Below are 18,856 nucleotides of genomic sequence, written 5' to 3'. Positions count from 1 at the left end.
ACCTCCAATAGCTCGGGCTCAGGACTTCACGGCGCCGGCGGTCAATCCGGCGATGATGTGCCTCTGGGCGATGAAAAAGACGATGATGGTCGGCAGAATGGTGAGCGTGATGAAGGCCAGCACCAGCTGCCACTCAGTCCCGTATTCGCCGCGATAGACCATAATGCCGAGAGGCCAGGGATATTTAGACTCGGAATTCAACATGATCAGCGGCAGGATATAACTGTTCCAGCTGCCGACGAAGGAGATGATGCTGACGGTAGCGACGATGGGGCGGGAAAGCGGCAGCGATATATGCCAGAAGAAGCGCAGATAACCGCAGCCATCGACGAACGCCGCCTGGAACAATTCTTCCGGAAGATTGCGGAAATAGTTGCGAAACAAGAGGATGCTCATGCCCAGACCGAAGGCCACCTGCGGCAGCACCACGCCCCAATAGGTGTTCAAGAGGCCAAGATCGCGGATGCGGATGAAGAGCGGCAGGATCGCGGTCGCAGCAGGAAACATCAGGCCGAGCAAAAAATAATTGAGCAGGAAGGACGAGCCGAAGAACCGGACATGGGCAAAGGCAAAAGCCGCCATGGACGAGACGATCAGCGTCAGGAGCACAGTGAGAGCTGCGATGACGAGCGAGTTGCCGATCTGCAGCCAATAACGCTCACCGAAGAGAATGTCGGTATAATTCGCCCATTGCCATTCCGTTGGCAGGCCGAAAGGGTTGGTGCGCAGGTCGCCTAGCGTCTTAAAGCCGCCGAGTGCCGTCGTCACCAGCGGCACGAGCACGATCGCGGCAATTAGGCTCAGCGACGCGTAGAGGTAGACGCGCGTAGACACGCTCATGCGAATGGAAGAGCTCATATCAGTCATGGCGCATGAAGATCCTTTTGTAACCGAAGGCGAGCGTGACGCAGATGATGAAGAGCACCACGCCGACGGCGCTCCCCAAACCCACCTGCATACGCATGACGCCATAGGTGTAGAGGAAGGTGACCATCGTCTGCGTGGAATTGGACGGCCCGCCGCCTGTCAGCGGCATGATCATGTCGAAGAGCTGCAGCGAGCCGACGACCGCGAAGAAAATCGAAAGGCGCAGGGTTGAGCCGAGCAGCGGCAGCGTGACGTAACGAAATTTCTGCCAGCCGGTTGCGCCATCGATTTCGGCCGCCTCTAGCACGTTCTTGTCGACGGACTGCAGGCCGGCGATAAACAGCATCATGTGGAAACCAAAATATTTCCAGACGATGACCCCGAGTATCGCATAGATCGCTACGTCCTTGTCGGCGAGCACATAAGGATTGGCGAAACCGAAGAAATTGGAAACGGCCGCAAACAGGCCGTAATCGCCGTCGTAGACGAAGCGCCAGATGAGGCCAGCGGCGACATCCGCCAGCACATAGGGCAGGAAAAAGATCAGGCGGAAGCCGACTACGCCGGGAATGCGGTGGGCAAGCATTGTCGCCAGCCAGATGGCGAGCGGCACCTGAATGCAGATCGAGATGACAATGATCAGGCCGTTATTGATCAGGGCCTGCGTGAAAGCCGGATTGCGGAACAGGACCTGGAAATTGCGGAGTGCTACGAACTCGGTCGGCGTACCGTATCCGTTCCATTTATAAAGGCTGTACCACGCCGCTTCGCCCATCGGCATGATAACGAAGAGCGTGAAGAGCACCAGCGCCGGCGGAAGAAAGATTAGAAGCACCGTGAGCCGGTCATGGGCAACCGAACTTTTTCCGTTTGCGGCTCGTCTTGTCTGCCTTGCCGTGGCTGACATAGAGGGGACTGAAATATTGGCCATGGCACCTGCTTTCGTGTCTCGTCGGCGGTCGTGCCGGCGCTCCGAGCTTGGCTGGAGCGCCGGGAAAGCTCTGCGGGCGCGGGTTATTGTTCCAGTTCGAAAGCGTCCTGTATCATCTGGGCGCCGTCCTTGGAATTCATCTGTCCGGAGACGATTTCCACTGACACGTCGTTGACGACGCGACCGACGGCTGCACCGAGATCCTGGTCGAAGAAGTTCTGATGCCAAGTCGAACCCGCGAGCTGTTTTGCCGAGTCGGCTAGCAGCGGGTTGACGACGCCGTCATCCGCGCCGACCGCGACAGGCAGGAGCATACCGGCTTTAGCCATGGCGCGCTCATTGTCCGCATTCGTCAGGAAAGCAAGGAAATCGATCGCTTCCTTGGAGGCCTTTTTGGTGACGGCCCAGCCGTTCAGGCCGCCGAGCGTGTCTGTCGGCTTGCCGGCGCCACCTTCGACCGCCGGGAAGACGAAACGGCCGATATTGTCAGGTGCCAGCCCCTTACCGTCGCCGGCATTCTTACGCTGGTTCGCCTCAGTATTTTCAAAGCCGAGGATCATCGCGGCCTTGCCGTCACCAAACACGCCAAGCGTTTGCGGCCAGGTCGCGCCGAGATAGCCGGGCTGGAACGGTTCGAGCTTGCCGAGTTCGGCGAGGTCGTCGCCAGCCTTGATGATGGCAGGATCGAGGAAACCTTCGCCCTCGCCCTTCTTGGCGGCTTCAAACACCTTCTGACCGCCTTCGCGCATGACGAGGTAGCTCCAATAGAAGTGGATCGGCCATTTCTCGCCGCCGCCGCCCGCAATTGGCACGATTCCGGCCGCCTTGATCTTCTTCACAGCCTCAAGAAAATCGGTCCAGGTCTTGATGTCCTCAGCCTTGACGTTAGCCTTGGCAAACAGTGCCTTATTGTAGAAGAAGCTGACGAGCCCAACCTTGTAAGGGATCGCCCAGGTCTTGCCGTCGAAGGTCAGGCCGTTGACGGAAGCCGGGGTATAGGCGTTGCGCAGCTTGCCGCCATCGGCATCGAGGGCTGCCGTCACATCCTGCAGCGCGCCAGTCTCGGACTGCTGTTTCAAAACGCCGCCGCCCCAGCTGTAAAAGAAGTCCGGCACATCGTCCGATTGCAGCAATGTCGGCAGCTTAGCTTTGAAGGCTTCGTTTTCGAGGAACTGCATCTGGATATCGACATCGGGATGCTGGGCTTCGTATTTTTTGACGATATCCTCCCAGACCGCGACGAATTTCGGGTCGAGTTCGAGATGCAACCATTTGACCACGGTGGCCGCAGAAGCCGCACTTGCTCCTGCCAACAACATGCCGGCAGCAACAGCCATAGACGCGATGCGCCTGCCGCCAAAAACGGCGCTCTTGGACATAAAATTCATGATTTTCCTCCCAGGGGACCTATCCTCACAATTTTTCCCCTATGCGGATTAATTCAACGGAGCTTTTGTCGGATGTCAAGCCAACCGCTGTATTTTTCATCAAATTCGCTTGACAGCTCCGTGTGTTTACCTGCTATTTATTTCGTAACCCGTTAAAAATATTAGGCGGCTTGCCCCAACAGGCCGATTGCCTGGCTGATTTTCATGAAGACTGCAGATCCCGAATTGATGCGTGCGATCAACCGCTTGAACGTGCTCGATACGATCCGGCGCCATGGTCCGATCTCTCGTATCCAGATCAGCGAGCGCACGGAGCTTTCGACCACGACGGTTTCCGCCATCACCGCCTCGCTGCTCGACGACGGACTGATCCTGCCGCGTCATGAGGGCGATATCCGTAATGAGGCCGTGCGAGGAAGGCCTCGCGTGATGCTGGAACTCAACCCCGATGCCGCCCGCGTAGTCGGCGCCAAGATTGCCGCCAGCCGCATGGTTTTCGTCGTCACGAATTTCCGGGGAGACGTGCTCTCCAGGCTGACGCTGCCGATCCGCATCGATCGTCAGCCGATCGCCGTCATCGCCGATCTCGTCGAAGACGGCGTTCGACGTTGTGTCGTCGATATCGGCCTGTCGCTCGATGATATAGACAGCATCTGCCTGGCGCTTCCCGGCGTCATCGAGCACCGCACGGGCTATATCCGCTCAAGCCCGATATTCCGCGAAATCAACGTTGATTTTGCTAAAGAAATGTCTGCCCGCCTGTCCACACCAACGATCATTGAGAGCGATGCACATGCCATCACGCTCGGCCATCACTGGTTCGGCAAGGCCCGCGATCTGGAAGACATGGTGCTGATCTCACTGGAACAGACGCTGGGTCTCGGCGTGCTGCATGACAACCAGCTTTTCCGCGGCGCCGGCGGCCTCAGCCACAATCTCGGCGATCTCGTCCTCGGCATGGGACAACAGGGCGTGGTCCGGCTTTCCAGCCGTGCTGGGGAAAGCGCTATTCTCGGCGAGCGGCAAGCTGATGGACGTTTTGCCGAAGCGGTACGCCTCGGCCGCGGGATGACGCATGTGCAGGCAATGATCCAGGCCGATGACGACCAACTGATCGGTGCAGCAGCACGGGCCGGCGAGGCAGTGGGGCTGACCATCGCCAATATCGTTACCCTCTTTGCACCGCCGCGCGTCATTCTCGTCGGTTCCTCGCTTGCGCTTGGCGAGCCCTTCCTCAACAGTCTGCGAGATGCCTACGCCCTGGCCATCCCGCCATCCCTGCAAGGCGTCAGCGAGCTCGTCTTCGACGATTCCACCGACGACTTCTGGGCACAGGGCGCGGCCGCCGTTGCCCTCTACGAACTCTATGAATCGCCATGGAGCACCACGGGACCGGCGCTCTGAGGCGCAAAACCAGTATTATTGGAGGATATGATGGAAAAAGTCGGTATCGGCATCATTGGATGCGGCAATATTTCGGGCGCCTATCTCAAGGCGATGACATCGGCCTTCCCGATCCTAGATATCCGCGGGCTCGCTGACCTCAACCGCGAACTCGCCGAGGCAAAGGCCGCCGAATTCAACCTTCAGGCTAGGACTGTCGATGAACTTCTCGCCGATTCGAAGGTCGAGATCATCGTCAACCTGACCATTCCGAAGGCCCACGTCGCCGTTGGCCTGCAGGCGCTGGAGGCCGGCAAGCACACCTATTCGGAAAAACCGCTCGGGATTAATTTCGCGGAAGGGAAAAAACTGGCTGATGCCGCCAGGGCCAAGGGCTTGCGCATCGGTGCAGCCCCTGACACGTTCCTCGGCGGCGGTCATCAGACTGCCCGCGCCTTGATCGACGAGGGCGTCATCGGCATTCCAGTCGGCGGTACTGCGACCTTCATGTGCCCGGGGCACGAGCGCTGGCACCCCAACCCGGCTTTCTATTATGAAGTTGGCGGCGGCCCGATGCTCGATATGGGTCCCTACTACATCACCGACCTCGTCAATCTACTCGGGCCGGTCGCCAAGGTTGCAGGCTTCGCGGTCACGCCGCGCAATGAGCGCGTCATCACCAGCGAGCCGCGCAACGGCGAACGCATTCCCGTACATGTTCCGACCCACGTTGCCGGCGTCATGGCGTTTGCCAATGGCGCTGTCGTGCAGATCGGCATGAGCTTCGATGTCGCCGGCCACAAACATGTGCCGCTCGAAGTCTACGGCACCGAAGGCACGTTGATCGTGCCGGATCCCAACCGCTTTGCCGGCCCTGTCGAATACCTGAAGAAGGGCGGCCAGTTCGAGGACCAGCCCGTGACCCTGCCTTACGCCGACGGCAACTACCGCTCTCTTGGCGTCGCCGATCTCGCTCACGCCATCCGGTCGAACCGGCCGCACCGTGCGAACGGCGACTTGGCACTGCATGTGCTCGAAGTGATGGAAGCCTTCCAGAAGGCTTCCGACACCGGCACCACTGTGACACTGACCACAACAACGGAGCGCCCCGCTCCGCTCTCTCAATCCCTCGTCGACGGACTGCTCGGCAAGTAACATTCAGGAGGAATACAGGATGCGTGAAGCACTGATCGTCTGGGGCGGCTGGGCAGGCCATGAACCGGAACAATGCGCCGCAATCATCAAGGGCATACTCGAGGAAGACGGCTTCAAAGTCTATGTCGAACATAGCACGGAAGCCTTTGCCGACCCGTCGATCCACGATCTGAGCCTGATCGTCCCCGTGATCACCATGTCGAAGATTGAGAAGGAAGAGGTCAAGAACCTCGCGGCCGCCGTCGAAAGCGGCGTCGGCATTGCCGGCTATCACGGCGGCGCCGGCGACAGCTTCCGCGAATCGACCGACTATCAGTTCATCATCGGCGGCCAGTGGGTTGCCCATCCCGGCAACATCATCAACTATACGGTCAACATCACCCGGCCGGACGATCCGCTGATGGAGGGAATCTCCGATTTTCCCTATAATTCCGAACAGTATTACATGCATGTCGACCCCTCGAACGAGGTGCTGGCGACAACGACCTTCACCGGCGAACATGCTTATTGGATCGACGGTGTGACCATGCCGGTTGTCTGGAAGCGCAAATACGGCAAGGGCCGCGTGTTCTATTCTTCACTCGGCCATGTCGCCAAGGAATTCGACGTGCCGCAGATGCGCACGATTTTCCGCCGCGGCGCCAACTGGGCGGCTCGCTGATCCGGCTTGACCTAAAAGCTGCCGGTGCCCCGCCGGCAGCTTCGAATAAAAGCGCATATTCGCGCTGCATACGGGTGCCAAAACCCATCTTTATGCGTTACTGCTGTGGGAACAACGAACCGAACAGCAAGACAATGAGCGACAACGTTATCAAGTTTCGCAAGCCGAAGCCCCCGCCGAAAGCACCCAATCCCATGCTCCGCAAGCTGATGATCATCGCAGCCGTGATCATCGTCTTTGCCGCCGCCTGGGCCTATTTTCAGGTCACGGGCACGCCGGCGCCCTAACCAGCGAGGGACAGTCCGATGAGCGTTCGTTTACCGCAATCGTTCAGGCAGTCGTTTTCGCCCGAGGGTGGGGTGAATGCGCTCGAATACGAGATGATGTCGGAGCGCGCGAGCTCCCTCGGGCGCAACGGACTGAAAGTCGAATCGGCGCTGGCCGCTCTCAAAGCCTGGAATCCCGATCGCCATAGTGACGAGCAGCGCGAGACGCTGGTTAACGAGGCCTCCGATGCAGTCTGGGCGCTCTTCGTCCAGCGCGAGATCTGCGGGCTTCGCAACAACAAGGACATTGTCCAGCGCTACGCCATCCCGGGCGAAGTACTGGCAAGGGTCGGTATCATCAGGAAATAGCCGCTCGAGGCGACGCCTCCCGCTGCGCGGCTGACGCAGGATGCAAGGCGGCGAATTCGCGCGCTTCCCTCTCCAACCATTCGCAGAAGAGCGAAGATTTTCGATTTCGCCTCGCGCGACGCAGGGCCACATATTCATGGCCTCTGTCGAGAAAACCATGCGGAGCCATGAGCCGCCCGAAGCGGATATCGTCCGTCACATAGGGCCATGGCACCACACAGACACCAAGCCCGGCATTGGCGGCCTCGTCCTGAGCTGCGATCCCAACGATTTGAGCGCTCCTTGCTGTACGACTATGCGCCCGAGATGATTGCCGTCGAAGCAAGTCGCTATCCGTCCATGCAGACCATTGCCGATGATCTCGGTGGCACCGTCGAGATCTTGCCGGTGCCGATCCCGCTCACCTGTATCGACGGCTTCGGCGAGGCCTCTTACGGACGGCCGGAGCTCATGCTCGATCCAGGCGCTCGGCGCGCGAACTCGGCCTGGAGCTTCGTCGACCCGTCGATCGGCGAACGTTTCGCGGCCGAACTCGACCGAGATCTCCGGGACGGCACTTGGCATGCACGCTATCGGCATCTGCACACGCAAGCTTTCTTCGAAGGATCGCTCCGCCTGATCGTTACCCGGCCTAGCGCTCTGGGCTGAAGAAGCGGTTCTCCGGCCGCGGGAGGCCGAGATGGTCGCGCAACGTCGCGCCTTCGTACTCCCTGCGGAACAGACCACGACGCTGCAGTTCCGGAACCAGGCGCGTAGTGACGTCGTCGAGCCCCTGCGGCAGGTAGGGAAAGACGACGTTGAAGCCGTCGGATCCCTCTTCGTCCAGCCAGCGCTCCATCTCGTCGGCAATGCTTGCGGGCGTGCCGACGAAAGCCAGGCCGGAATAACCGCCGTAACGCTGGGCAAGTTGGCGCACAGTCAGGTTTTCCTCCTGCGCCAGCTTGATGACCTGGGCGCGGCCGGTCTTGCTGGCGTTGGTATCAGGAATATCCTCCGGCAGTGGCGCGTCCGGATCGAAGCCCGAGGCATCGTGGCCGAGCGCGATGGACAGCGAGGCGATGGCGCTGTCGTAATGAACAAGGCTGTCGAGCGCGAGGCGCTTGGCACGCGCCTCCTCGATGCTGTCTCCGATGACGACGAAGGCGGCGGGCAGCATTTTCAGATGGTCGCGATTGCGGCCGACGGCCTCCATCCGCCCCTTGATATCGGCGTACAGAACCTTGCCGCCGGCAAGATCACGCGGCGAACAGAAAACCACTTCCGCCGTTTCGGCAGCAAGTTGGCGGCCTGGATCCGATTGACCGGCCTGCACGATGACAGGCCAACCCTGGACCGGACGGGCGATATTCAACGGCCCGCGCACGCTCAGTTCCTCGCCCTTATGGTTCAGCACATGCATTTTGTCGGGATCGAAATAAATTCCGCTCTCGCGATCGCGGATGAAGGCATCGTCGGCAAAACTATCCCAGAGGCCAGTGACGACGTCGTAGAATTCGCGCGCCCGCTTGTAACGCTCGCCATGCTCGACATGCTCGTCGAGACCGAAATTGAGGGCGGCATCGGGATTGGACGTCGTCACGATGTTCCAGGCGGCACGGCCATTGCTGATATGGTCCAGCGACGCGAAGCGTCGGGCGATGTGATAGGGCTCGTCGAAAGTCGTCGAGGCTGTCGCCGCAAGCCCTATCCTCTCGGTGACGGCGGCAAGCGCCGAAAGCAGCGTGAAGGGCTCGAAAGAGGTCACCGTATGGCTGCGCTGCAGCGCCTCAACCGGCATGTTGAGCACCGCCAGATGATCCGCCATGAAGAAGGCGTCGAATTTCGCGGCCTCAAGCTTCTGCGCGAAGGACTTGAGATGGGCGAAATTGAAATTGGCGTCCGGATAGGAACCGGGATAACGCCATGCGCCGGTGTGCAGGCTGACGGGACGCATAAAAGCGCCGAGGCGCAACTGCCGTGAACGGGTCATGTTTTCCTCATGGATCGGGGCGAAGCGGCAGCCCGCCCTCTGCTGAACGCTGATGCCGGAATGACGTATCCGTCTTCGATTACGTAGGTGTTGACGCACGCCAATTCGAGATGGGCTGCGGCAATTCCGCCACGGAGCTGGTCAGGTCTGGGCGGTCCAATGGGCCGTGAGGTTAGCGGCTAGGCTGAGGCTTGGATAAGCAAGCACTTTTTATTTTCTATGGCATCTATAGAATTTATAATCTTACCTCTCGCTTCGATTTCTTTCACCCATAAACTCGTCAGAACCTGGAGAAATCGATGATAACAGTGCTTAGGCAACAAGACCCGATCCGGCCTGTGGCCGCCCGCATCGCCAGCGACGCGGAAGCGCTTGAAACCGCGCGCAGGCTTGCCGCTCAGTTTGCCGCCACAGCAGCCGCACGCGACGCAGAACGCAGATTGCCCTTTGCAGAACTTGATGAACTGGCGCAGTCGGGCCTGCTAGCGATTGCCGTCCCCGCACAATATGGCGGGCTCGATGTTTCGAATGCTATACTGGCCGAAGTAACGGCGATCCTGGCGGAAGCCGACGGCTCAATCGGCCAAATCCCGCAGAACCATTTCTATATTTTGGAAGCGCTGCGCACCGATGGCAGCGAGGAGCAGAAGCGGTATTTCTTCGGCCGGGCGCTCGTCGGAGACCGGTTCGGCAATGCGCTTTCCGAGCGCGGCACCAAGACGGTCGGCCATTACAATACCCGCATCGTCCGAGACGGCCCCGGCTATCGGATTAGCGGCACCAAATATTATTCAACCGGCGTGCTATTTGCCGATTGGGTCACTGTCTTCGCACTCGACGAAGAGGATCGGCTGGTCATGGCCTTTGTGCCGAAGGGTACCGAAGGCGTCGAGATCGTCGATGACTGGGATGGCTTTGGACAGCGAACGACGGGCAGTGGCACGACGATCCTCAACAATGTCTACGTCCATGCCGATTCCGTCGTCCACCATCACAAGGGCTTCGAGCGTCCAACCACGATCGGCTCTGTCGGGCAGATCGTCCATGCCGGCATCGATCTCGGCATTGCACGCGCCGCTTTCGCTGAGACGCTGGAATTCGTGCGCGCCAAGTCCCGTCCCTGGATGGACAGCGGTGTTGAACGCGCCACCGACGATCCGCTGACGATTTCGAAGGTCGGTCAGATTGCCATCCGGCTTCAGGCTGCGGCGGCACTGCTTGAGCGCGCCGGCGGCAAGGTCGACGCAGCACAGATCGAAACGACGGAAGCGACCGTGGTCGAGGCCACGCTTGCGGTCGCCGCCGCCAAGGTGCTGACGACAGAGATTGCGATCGAAGCGACCAATACCCTGTTCGAGCTTGCCGGAACATCCTCGGTCAAGGCCGGACTCAATCTCGACCGGCACTGGCGCAATGCACGCACCCATACGCTGCACGATCCCGTGCGCTGGAAATATCATGTTGTCGGCAACTACCACCTGAATCGGGTGATACCGCCGAAGAACGGCGCGCTCTGAATCCTCTCCTCAGAGCTAAGAACCCCCTTTCCGATGACGGAAATGGGGTTGCCTTTCGGGCAGATCTCAGCTGTAGAGGCTCACTTCAGGGATCGTGTCGTTCAGCACAAACTCCCCGACTTCCTTGGCCTTGTAAAAGACGGGGTCGTGCAGCGTGTGGGTGCGGACGTTGCGCCAGAAACGGTCGAAGCGATATTTCTCCGCCGTGGAGCGCGCGCCGGTCAGTTCGAAGACGCGGGAGGTGATATCGAGCGAGACATGGGTGGCGTGCACCTTGGCAGCATAGGCCTCCGCCGCTGCCTCGCCGCGCTCTCGGGCCGTGACAGCGTGACCTTTTGCAAGCCCGGCCTGAACAGCGGCGGCCGCGACATCTGCCAAGGCAGCGGAGGCTTTCAGCGCGGCGATGAACTCACCCACACGTTCGAGGATATAGGGATCATCGGCGGCGCGCTCGACACCTGATGTAACCCAGGGACGCGTCGTCGTGCGCACATAATCGACTGCGGCCTGGATCGCGCCCTCCGCCGAGCCGAGATAGAAATTGACGAAGACAAGCTGAATGAGCGGTGTATTGAAAGTGGAAAGCACCGGCGGGGCGGCATCTGGGGCAGCCGGGGCGCCGACGAAATCTTCTTCGTAGACAGGAAAATCATGAAACTCGACGCTGCCGCTGTCGGAGAGCCGCTGACCGAAATTATCCCAGTCGTCATTTGCCTGATAGCCCGGCCGATTGGTTGGCACGGCGAAACCGACAATCTTGTCGCCGAGCGTCGCATTGGCATTGATATAGTCGGAGACATGGGCGGCGGTGGAGAAAGACTTGCGTCCATTCAGCACATAGCCGTTACCACGACGGGTGAGAACAAGACCCGGATCGCGCGGATTGACGGCAGCGCCCCAATATAGGTTCCTGGAAACCGTATCTGAACCTAGCGCCTGGGCGCGGGTTTCATCGAGTGCCCAGTAGATGTACTGGCTGTTGACATAGTGATAGCCGAGAAGTTGACCGATAGAGCTTTCGCCGCGTGCCAGTATGCGCACCAGCCGCAAGCCATCGACCCAATCCAGCCCGCCACCGCCGATCTTTTGATCATGCAGGGCATTCAGCAGGCCGGCATTCTTCAGCTTGACGATCTCGGCAAGCGGCGGGCGGCCTTCGCGGTCGAGTTCGGCGGCACGCGTGAAAAGATCGGATGAGATTTCTTCGGCGCGGGCAAAGAGGTCCTCTCGCGTCGTGCTGCGATTGGTCGCGAAGACGACATTGGACTGACTCATGGGTCGAAACTCCGTTTTCCTGGAAAATGGGGCCGGCGGGGGCCGCACAACCCCCGCCGGAAGATCGAGGCAGGCAGCCTAGAAAAGCTTGTCCGGGATCCAGCTCGCGGTTGCCGCGTCGCTTGTGCTGAAGGCTGGGATTTTCTGCGCCAGTTCCTCGATCGTCTTCACGCCGGCAGCGCGCAGGCTTTCCTGCGTTAGCAGCGTCGGCTTGACCGTGATCTGATGGGGGATCTCCTCACCGCCAATCTGGAGAGCTGCAGCACGCACGGAAACCGCGCCGACGACGGCAGGATTGGTCGCGACGGTGGCGACCCAGGGGCTGCCCTCTTCGGTGATCTCCTGAATGTCAGCTGTCGAGACGTCAGCCGAATAGATCTTCAGCTTGCTCGCGATGCCAAGGTCGTTGGCGGCGAGCTTCACGCCGCGGGCAAATTCGTCGTAGGGGGCGAAGACGACGCTGATATCGGGATTGGCGGTCAGCGCGGCCTTGGCCTGATCAGCGGTCGACGTCGCGGTCGTATCGCTGACATTGCCGAAACGGGCCTTCTCGACGACGCCGGAATTCTCCGACTTGAACTTTTCCCAGACCTCGTTGCGGCGATCGAGCGGTGCAAAGCCTGCGACATAGACATAGCCGGAATTGAAGCTGTTGCCGTTATCCTTCACCACCTGCTCCAGCGCGCGCTCGGCAAGCTCGTGATCGCTCTGCTCCACCTGCGGCACTTTGGGATTGTTGAGATTGACGTCGAAAGCGACGACCTTGATGCCCTTGTCCAGTGCCTGTTGGACGACATCGCCGAGAGATTCCGGCAGACCATGATCAACAACGATACCGGCGACCCCGAGATTGATTGCCTGCAGGATCTGCTCGCGCTGTTCGGCGGCATCCTGCCGGCCGGGGAAGACACGCAGGTCGATATCCAGTGCCTTGGCCTGGGCTTCCGCACCGGCCTGATAGGCCTGGAAGAAGTCACCCGCAGAAATATAGCTGATCAGAGCCACTTTGACGCCGCCCTTGTCGAAGGGCGCGGGAGCGCCGTTGAGGCCGGCGGCAAAAGAAGGCTGATGAAGAAGAAAGGAGATTGCGGCTGCGGAGAGCGCCAAGCGTGCGAGGGATTTCATCGTCGCGATCCTCTAGTCAATCGGAAGCGTCGTCTGACAGGTTGGCAGTTCCTCGCGACGCATGACTATTAGATATAAAATCTACCTTTTTAGTAGATTAAATGATCCGATTTTTCTCGTTTGGAGAGATTCTTTATTCCCGACCTGCGTGCCATCGGCAAAGGCTTGCCTCGAAAATCGGCCAATCCGCGAGCCAATATGGCGGCTCCAACGCAGACCCGGATTTGCCTGATGCCGCTCCTTCAAGTCGAAAACATCACCCGCAGCTTCGGGTCGACGCGTGCGCTTTCGGGTGCGCATTTCACTGTGGAACGCGGCGAGATCGTCGCTTTGATGGGCGCCAATGGCGCGGGCAAATCGACGCTGGTGAAGATTCTGTCAGGCGCGCTTGCCGCCGATAGCGGCGCGATCAGGCTGAAAGGCCAGCCTTTCTCGCCGAAGACGCCATCCGAAGCAGCGAAGGCCGGCGTTGTCACTGTGCATCAATCGACCGATCTTGTCGCAGCGGCGGGACTGGCAGTGGCCGATGCGCTTCTTCTGCATCGCTTTGCCGAACGGAGCACACCCTTCTTCCTCTCGCGCGCAAGCGTGCGGCGTAAAGCGCGCGCCGTGCTCGATGCGGCCGGTTTCTCCCTACCACTCGACAGGGACTTCGGCGATCTGTCCGCAGCCGACCGCCAACTTGTGGCGATCGCCCGCGCGCTGGCGAACAAGGCTGAACTGCTGATCCTCGACGAACCGACTGCAAGCCTTTCGGCTGAAGAGAGCCGACGTCTGTTCAACATCCTGCTCGCCCTTCGGGCTCAAGGCCTTGCGATCCTCTATATCTCCCACAGGACTGGCGATCTCGAAGCGATCGCCGACAAGGCGCTTGTCATGCGCGGTGGTCGTGTCGTCGGCAGCTTCACCCGGCCCATCGATTTTTCCAGCGCCATCGAAACGATGATCGGCCGCAGGCTGGAGGCGGCAAGGCCCGACACACGCCCGGTGACCGGCCCTGCCGTTTTCGAGATGCGAGGCATCCGCCTTCGGCCCGCAAGCCCGTCCTTCGATCTGACACTGCACGAGGGCGAAGTCGTCGCCATCACCGGAGTGCTCGGCGCCGGCAAGAGCCGCCTCCTCTCGGCGATCTTCGGCGTCAGGAACCTTGTTGCCGGCGAAATGCTGCTCGACGGCAAGCCGTATCGGCCGAAATCGCCGGCCGAGGCGATTGCCGCCGGTGTCGCCATGGCCGCGGAGGATCGTCACCGCTCTTCCCTGATGCCGCCTGCCTGGCCCGGCAACTCACTGGCCGCCGCCATCAGCCTGCCGCATCTTGCCAAATGGTATCCGCACGGCTTCCTTTTCGGTGACAGAGAGCGACGTGAAGCCGAGGAGGCCATTACCCGCCTGGGCATCAAGGCATCCGGTCCATTCGCCTCCGTCTGGACATTGTCGGGCGGCAACCAGCAGAAGGCGGTGATCGCCCGCTGGGAATCGGAGCCCAGCCGACTGCTACTGCTCGACGAACCCTTCCAGGGCGTCGACGTCGGTGCCCGCCACGATATCATCCGCGCAATCCGCGCTCGTCCTGACCGGGCCGCGCTGATTGCCACCTCCGATCCCGAAGAGGCCTACGAGGTCGCCGACCGTATTCTGACCATCGACCACCACACGCTACGGCCCGACGTCATCGACATCACCTCTTCCTCCGCCCCACAGGGAACTTCCGTATGACGACCATCGATGACGAGGCGCTGCCAAAGCCAGGTGCCGCGCCGGAAAGCCAAGGCCTCGACAATCGCACCCTGGCCATTGGCAGATTCCTGCGCGCTGGTGCAGTCTTCATCCTGCTCGGCCTCATGATCATCGGTTTCACCGTTGCCGAACCGGCCTTCATCAATATCGGCAACCTGATGAGCATTCTGCAGGCTGTCTCTGTCGTCGCCATACTCGGTGCCGGCATCACCGTGACGCTTGCCGTCGGCGGCTTCGACCTGTCGATCGGTGCGGTCGCCGCCTCCAGCGTGATGGCTGCAAGCTATGCCATGATCGTCTGGCACTTCGATGCTTTCGCCACCGTACCACTGGTGCTCGCTTTCGGCGCCGCCATTGGGCTCGTCAATGCCTTCCTGATCGTGCGCCTGCGTGTGCCTGATCTGCTCGCCACGCTCGCCATGATGTTCCTGCTATCAGGCCTGCAGCTCATTCCTACCGCCGGGCGCTCTATTTCGTCGGGCTTGGTGCTGCCCGACGGCTTCAAGGCGACCGGCGCCTATGACCCGGCCTTCCTGCTGATCGGCCGCTACAGCCTGTTCGCCACCCTGCCCGTTTCTGTCGTCCTGATGGCAGTCGTCGCCATCGTCCTCTTCGTTCTGACCGAGCGCACCCGTATCGGTCGGCTGCTCTTTTCGACCGGCGGCAACGAAGTGGCAACGCGGCTTGCCGGCGCGTCTACGACACGGCTGAAGACGCTCGCCTATGTCATCTCGGGGACCCTGGCCGCCCTTGGCGGTATCGTCATCGCCGCCCGCGTCGGACGTGGCGATGTCTCCTCCGGCGGTTCTCTGCTGATGGATTCGGTTGCTGCAGCGCTGATTGGCTTTGCCGTCCTTAACCTACGCCGGCCGAATGTGCTCGGCACGGTGGCCGGCGCCGTCTTCGTCGGTGTCCTGCTCAACGGCCTGACCATGCTGAATGCGCCTTATTACACACAGGATTTCGTCAAGGGCGCCGTGCTCGTCGGAGCGCTGGCGCTAACCTACGGCCTCGGCCGCAACGTCGATCGCTAGTTCTCAAGGAAAACAATATGACCCGTGAAATCAGGCTCAACGCCTTCGACATGAATTGCGTCGGACACCAGTCGCCGGGGCTATGGCGACATCCGCGCGATAAATCCTGGACATATAAGGATCTGGATTACTGGGTGCATTTGGCAAAGACGCTGGAACGCGGCAAGTTCGACGGTCTCTTCATCGCCGACGTGCTTGGTGTCTATGATGTGCTGTACGGCAGTGTCGATGCGGCGCTGCGCCATTCGGCACAAGTGCCAGTCAACGACCCGCTGCAGCTGATCCCGACCATGGCCTATGAGACCGAGCATCTCGGTTTCGGGCTGACGGCCTCGCTCTCCTTCGAGCATCCCTATACGTTTGCACGGCGCATCTCGACGCTCGATCACCTGACCAAGGGCCGCGTCGGCTGGAATATCGTCACCTCCTACCTCAACAGCGGCGCGCTCAATATCGGTCAGGCCGCACAAACCAACCATGACGACCGCTATGATCTCGCCGATGAATATCTCGAGGTCTGCTACAAGCTCTGGGAAGGAAGCTGGGAGGACGATGCCGTCGTCCGCGACCGAGAAACAGGCATCTTCACGCATCCGGAAAAGGTTCATCCGATCAATCATTCCGGCAAATATTTCACGGTTCCCGGCATTCACCTGAGCGAGCCCTCGCCGCAGCGCACCCCGGTGCTCTACCAGGCCGGCGCCTCCAGCCGCGGCAAGGACTTTGCCGGTGCGCATGCCGAATGCATCTTTGTGGCAGCACCTTCCAAGGCTGTATTGAAGCGCTATGTCGCGAATGTTCGCCAGGCCGCCGAACGGCTCGGCCGCAATCCGCGGGAAATCCTCGCCTTCAACCTGCAAACCGTCGTGCTCGGCGAGACCGATACCGAGGCGCAGCGCAAGTTCAACGAATATCGCGAGTACGCGTCCTTCGAAGGTGCGCTGACGCTGATCTCCGGCTGGACGGGCATCGACTTCGGCCAGTTCGGCCCCGACGAAGTCTTGCGCCATCGTTATACGAATGCGGTGCAATCGGCCGTCGAAACCTTCACGACCATCGATCCGGGCAAGGAATGGACGGTGCGCGAAATGGCGGACTGGGTGGGCGTCGGCGGCTTCGGCCCGGTCTTTGTCGGCTCGCCGTCGACGGTCGCCGACCTGATGCAGGAATGGGTCGAGGATACCGATGTCGACGGCTTCAATCTTGCCTATGCGGTGACGCCCGAGAGCTTCGAAGATACCGTCGATTTGCTCGTGCCGGAACTGCAGAAGCGCGGCGTCTATAAGACCGAATACCGGGAAGGCACGCTGCGCGAAAAACTCGGTAGTGCAGGACCGCGACTCGTTGCGCCGCATCCGGGAGCGGCCTATCGCAATCTCGGCGCCGACGTGCCCCGGCTCGCCATCGGCGGCCGCTGAAAAATAATGGCTGGGTGACAAGAAATATCTCGCCCGGCCATCCTGTTCGAATTTAATTCCTGTCACAATTACCGTTTCAACTCGAATATGGGCTATTGAATTTTCAAGGATTGGAGGGGGTATGACTTTCACAGATATCTCTCGGCGCAGCCTGCTGAAGAGCACGGCACTGCTGCTTGGCTCAACCGCACTGTCGCGCATTACTCTGGCCCAGGACGTGCCGGCCGGCGGGCGCCTGATCGTCGCGGCCGACTCCGAGCCGAAGAATCTTAACCCCGCCATTGTTGCCTCGAACGGTGTCTTCTTCGTCTCGAGCAAGGTCATCGAACCGCTCGCCGAAGCCTCCTATGAAGGCGCGGACGGACTGGCACCGCGTCTTGCCACGTCTTGGGAAGGCTCACCCGACGGACTCTCGGTCACCTTCAAACTGCGCGAAAACGCCACCTGGCATGACGGCAAGCCCTTCACCTCCGCCGACGTCGCCTTCTCCGCACTCAACGTCTGGAAGCCGCTTCAGAATCTCGGCCGGCTCGTTTTCGCTAATCTGCAAGCGGTCGATACGCCCGATGACCACACGGCGATCTTCCGCTTTTCGAAGCCGACGCCCTTCCAGCTCATCCGCAATGCGCTTCCCGCCGTCACGAGCGTCGTCGCCAAACATATTTTCGAGGGCACCGACATCGCCAAGAACCCGGCCAATAATACACTCATCGGCACCGGGCCCTTCAAGTTCGCCGAATACAAGCCGGGCGAATACTACCGGCTGACGCGCAACGAAAATTACTGGCACAAGGGTGAGCCGAAGCTTAACGAAATCGTCTACCGTGTGCTGCCGGATCGTGAATCGGCGGGTGCCGCCCTCGAAGCCGAGGAGATCCATCTCGCCGCCTTCTCGGCAGTGCCGCTTGCCGATCTCGACCGGATTTCCAAGGTCAACGGCATCAAGGTGATCTCCAAGGGCTATGAAGCTCTGACCTATCAGCTCATCATTGAGATCAATCATCGCCGCAAGGAACTCTCGGATTTGAGAGTCCGTCAGGCCCTCGCGCATGCCATCGACAAGAAATTCGTCGTCGACACGATCTTCCTCGGTTACGCAACGGAATCGACCGGCCCAATCCCCAAGAATTCCAAGGAATTCTACACGGCGGACGTCGCGAATTATAATTTCGACGTGCAGGCAGCAAACGATCTCCTGGACCAGGGCGGTTATACGAGAGGACCCGACGGCAATCGTTTTCAGCTCAAGCTGCGGCCGGCGCCTTATTTCAACGAAACACGCCAGTTCGGCGATTATCTGCGCCAGGCGCTTGCCGTCGTCGGTATCGATGCCGTCATCGTCAATGCCGATGCGGCTGCGCACCAAAAGGCGGTCTATACCGACCATGATTTCGACATTGCGGTGGGTCCTCCAGTCTTCCGTGGCGATCCGGCGATCTCAACCACCATCTTGGTTCAGTCCGGAACGCCCGACGGCGTGCCTTTCTCAAACCAGGGTGGTTATGTCAGCGCCGAACTCGACAAGATCATAGAGCAGGCTTCTGAAACGGTGGATACGGCTGCGCGCACCGATCTGTATTACAAGTTCCAGGAGCTCGTGGTGGCCGAACTGCCTCTGATCAATGTCGCTGAATGGGGCTTCATCACGGTCGCCCGCGACACCGTGCTGAACGTCTCCGACAATCCGCGCTGGGCGGTCTCGAACTGGGGCGATACTGCGCTGCAATCGTGATAGGCTCGAAGGCGGATTTCCCTCAGAGG

General features: G+C 60.2%; 17 protein-coding genes. 11 read left to right on the top strand and 6 right to left on the bottom strand.

Going from position 1 to position 18,856, the window contains the following annotated elements:
- Positions 1–18 precede the first annotated feature (18 nt).
- From EV281_RS19055 to EV281_RS19045, 3 genes are all read right to left on the bottom strand, one after another.
- Complete coding sequence (locus EV281_RS19055; RefSeq protein ID WP_132655115.1) at positions 19–867, bottom strand: carbohydrate ABC transporter permease; 849 nt, start codon at positions 865–867, stop codon at positions 19–21.
- On the bottom strand, positions 860–1,798 hold the full coding sequence (locus tag EV281_RS19050; protein WP_132655113.1) for a sugar ABC transporter permease: 939 nt from the start codon (positions 1,796–1,798) through the stop codon (positions 860–862). The genes EV281_RS19055 and EV281_RS19050 overlap by 8 nt, the downstream gene beginning before the upstream one ends.
- A gap of 83 nt (positions 1,799–1,881) precedes the next feature.
- On the bottom strand, positions 1,882–3,186 hold the full coding sequence (locus EV281_RS19045) for an extracellular solute-binding protein (protein ID WP_132655111.1): 1,305 nt from the start codon (positions 3,184–3,186) through the stop codon (positions 1,882–1,884).
- Between the two features lie 204 nt (positions 3,187–3,390).
- Between EV281_RS19045 and EV281_RS19040 the strand changes: the two genes are divergently transcribed.
- From EV281_RS19040 to EV281_RS19015, 6 genes are all read left to right on the top strand, one after another.
- A complete protein-coding gene (locus tag EV281_RS19040) occupies positions 3,391–4,590 on the top strand; it encodes an ROK family transcriptional regulator (RefSeq protein WP_132655109.1) in 1,200 nt (399 codons plus the stop codon).
- A 30-nt stretch (positions 4,591–4,620) separates the two neighbouring features.
- Positions 4,621–5,724: a Gfo/Idh/MocA family oxidoreductase gene (locus EV281_RS19035; RefSeq protein ID WP_132655445.1), complete on the top strand. Its 1,104-nt coding sequence runs from the start codon at positions 4,621–4,623 to the stop codon at positions 5,722–5,724.
- Between the two features lie 19 nt (positions 5,725–5,743).
- Positions 5,744–6,385 carry a ThuA domain-containing protein gene (locus EV281_RS19030; protein ID WP_132655107.1) on the top strand — a complete coding sequence of 214 codons (642 nt, stop codon included), beginning with the start codon at positions 5,744–5,746 and terminating at the stop codon, positions 6,383–6,385.
- A 134-nt stretch (positions 6,386–6,519) separates the two neighbouring features.
- Positions 6,520–6,672: a hypothetical protein gene (locus tag EV281_RS31220; protein ID WP_165911926.1), complete on the top strand. Its 153-nt coding sequence runs from the start codon at positions 6,520–6,522 to the stop codon at positions 6,670–6,672.
- A gap of 18 nt (positions 6,673–6,690) precedes the next feature.
- Positions 6,691–7,020 (top strand): DUF6665 family protein, encoded by a 330-nt coding sequence (locus tag EV281_RS19025; protein ID WP_132655105.1) that lies wholly within the window; start codon positions 6,691–6,693, stop codon positions 7,018–7,020.
- Positions 7,021–7,302: 282 nt separating this feature from the next.
- Positions 7,303–7,668: a hypothetical protein gene (locus EV281_RS19015; protein ID WP_245508309.1), complete on the top strand. Its 366-nt coding sequence runs from the start codon at positions 7,303–7,305 to the stop codon at positions 7,666–7,668.
- Here EV281_RS19015 and EV281_RS19010 read toward each other — a convergent pair.
- Entirely contained in the window at positions 7,652–8,989 is a 1,338-nt protein-coding gene (locus EV281_RS19010; protein WP_132655103.1) for an LLM class flavin-dependent oxidoreductase, read from the bottom strand. The genes EV281_RS19015 and EV281_RS19010 overlap by 17 nt on opposite strands.
- A 299-nt stretch (positions 8,990–9,288) precedes the next feature.
- Here EV281_RS19010 and EV281_RS19005 point away from each other — a divergent pair, with 299 nt between their 5' ends.
- The gene (locus tag EV281_RS19005; RefSeq protein WP_132655101.1) at positions 9,289–10,506 is read left to right on the top strand and encodes an SfnB family sulfur acquisition oxidoreductase; all 1,218 of its coding nucleotides are present in this window, start codon (positions 9,289–9,291) and stop codon (positions 10,504–10,506) included.
- 66 nt (positions 10,507–10,572) lie between these two features.
- On the opposite strand, the gene EV281_RS19000 is transcribed toward EV281_RS19005, so the two are convergent.
- Together EV281_RS19000 and EV281_RS18995 are read right to left on the bottom strand one after the other, a co-directional pair.
- Complete coding sequence (locus tag EV281_RS19000; protein WP_132655099.1) at positions 10,573–11,781, bottom strand: acyl-CoA dehydrogenase family protein; 1,209 nt, start codon at positions 11,779–11,781, stop codon at positions 10,573–10,575.
- Positions 11,782–11,859: 78 nt separating this feature from the next.
- A complete protein-coding gene (locus tag EV281_RS18995; RefSeq protein ID WP_132655097.1) occupies positions 11,860–12,906 on the bottom strand; it encodes a substrate-binding domain-containing protein in 1,047 nt (348 codons plus the stop codon).
- 231 nt (positions 12,907–13,137) lie between these two features.
- Here EV281_RS18995 and EV281_RS18990 point away from each other — a divergent pair, with 231 nt between their 5' ends.
- From EV281_RS18990 to EV281_RS18975, 4 genes are all read left to right on the top strand, one after another.
- Positions 13,138–14,622 carry a sugar ABC transporter ATP-binding protein gene (locus EV281_RS18990; protein ID WP_132655095.1) on the top strand — a complete coding sequence of 495 codons (1,485 nt, stop codon included), beginning with the start codon at positions 13,138–13,140 and terminating at the stop codon, positions 14,620–14,622.
- Positions 14,619–15,677 (top strand): ABC transporter permease, encoded by a 1,059-nt coding sequence (locus EV281_RS18985; protein WP_132655093.1) that lies wholly within the window; start codon positions 14,619–14,621, stop codon positions 15,675–15,677. Before EV281_RS18990 ends, EV281_RS18985 begins: the two co-directional genes overlap by 4 nt.
- A 17-nt stretch (positions 15,678–15,694) precedes the next feature.
- Complete coding sequence (locus EV281_RS18980; protein ID WP_132655091.1) at positions 15,695–17,095, top strand: LLM class flavin-dependent oxidoreductase; 1,401 nt, start codon at positions 15,695–15,697, stop codon at positions 17,093–17,095.
- Positions 17,096–17,216: 121 nt separating this feature from the next.
- Positions 17,217–18,827 carry an ABC transporter substrate-binding protein gene (locus tag EV281_RS18975; RefSeq protein WP_132655089.1) on the top strand — a complete coding sequence of 537 codons (1,611 nt, stop codon included), beginning with the start codon at positions 17,217–17,219 and terminating at the stop codon, positions 18,825–18,827.
- Positions 18,828–18,856 lie beyond the last annotated feature (29 nt).

This window comes from Rhizobium sp. BK418 (genome assembly GCF_004341105.1).
GTDB lineage: Bacteria > Pseudomonadota > Alphaproteobacteria > Rhizobiales > Rhizobiaceae > Rhizobium.
Note: the sequence above shows the minus strand (reverse complement) of the source record. Positions and strands in the feature narration are given on the sequence as shown.

What these genes read in the sequence shown, in the direction of transcription:
- EV281_RS19055 (WP_132655115.1), bottom strand. Translation starts at nt 867, where the DNA reads ATGACTGATATGAGCTCTTCCATTCGCATGAGCGTGTCTACGCGCGTC.
- EV281_RS19050 (WP_132655113.1), bottom strand. Translation starts at nt 1,798, where the DNA reads ATGGCCAATATTTCAGTCCCCTCTATGTCAGCCACGGCAAGGCAGACA.
- EV281_RS19045 (WP_132655111.1), bottom strand. Translation starts at nt 3,186, where the DNA reads ATGAATTTTATGTCCAAGAGCGCCGTTTTTGGCGGCAGGCGCATCGCG.
- EV281_RS19040 (WP_132655109.1), top strand. Translation starts at nt 3,391, where the DNA reads ATGAAGACTGCAGATCCCGAATTGATGCGTGCGATCAACCGCTTGAAC.
- EV281_RS19035 (WP_132655445.1), top strand. Translation starts at nt 4,621, where the DNA reads ATGGAAAAAGTCGGTATCGGCATCATTGGATGCGGCAATATTTCGGGC.
- EV281_RS19030 (WP_132655107.1), top strand. Translation starts at nt 5,744, where the DNA reads ATGCGTGAAGCACTGATCGTCTGGGGCGGCTGGGCAGGCCATGAACCG.
- EV281_RS31220 (WP_165911926.1), top strand. Translation starts at nt 6,520, where the DNA reads ATGAGCGACAACGTTATCAAGTTTCGCAAGCCGAAGCCCCCGCCGAAA.
- EV281_RS19025 (WP_132655105.1), top strand. Translation starts at nt 6,691, where the DNA reads ATGAGCGTTCGTTTACCGCAATCGTTCAGGCAGTCGTTTTCGCCCGAG.
- EV281_RS19010 (WP_132655103.1), bottom strand. Translation starts at nt 8,989, where the DNA reads ATGACCCGTTCACGGCAGTTGCGCCTCGGCGCTTTTATGCGTCCCGTC.
- EV281_RS19005 (WP_132655101.1), top strand. Translation starts at nt 9,289, where the DNA reads ATGATAACAGTGCTTAGGCAACAAGACCCGATCCGGCCTGTGGCCGCC.
- EV281_RS19000 (WP_132655099.1), bottom strand. Translation starts at nt 11,781, where the DNA reads ATGAGTCAGTCCAATGTCGTCTTCGCGACCAATCGCAGCACGACGCGA.
- EV281_RS18995 (WP_132655097.1), bottom strand. Translation starts at nt 12,906, where the DNA reads ATGAAATCCCTCGCACGCTTGGCGCTCTCCGCAGCCGCAATCTCCTTT.
- EV281_RS18990 (WP_132655095.1), top strand. Translation starts at nt 13,138, where the DNA reads ATGCCGCTCCTTCAAGTCGAAAACATCACCCGCAGCTTCGGGTCGACG.
- EV281_RS18985 (WP_132655093.1), top strand. Translation starts at nt 14,619, where the DNA reads ATGACGACCATCGATGACGAGGCGCTGCCAAAGCCAGGTGCCGCGCCG.
- EV281_RS18980 (WP_132655091.1), top strand. Translation starts at nt 15,695, where the DNA reads ATGACCCGTGAAATCAGGCTCAACGCCTTCGACATGAATTGCGTCGGA.
- EV281_RS18975 (WP_132655089.1), top strand. Translation starts at nt 17,217, where the DNA reads ATGACTTTCACAGATATCTCTCGGCGCAGCCTGCTGAAGAGCACGGCA.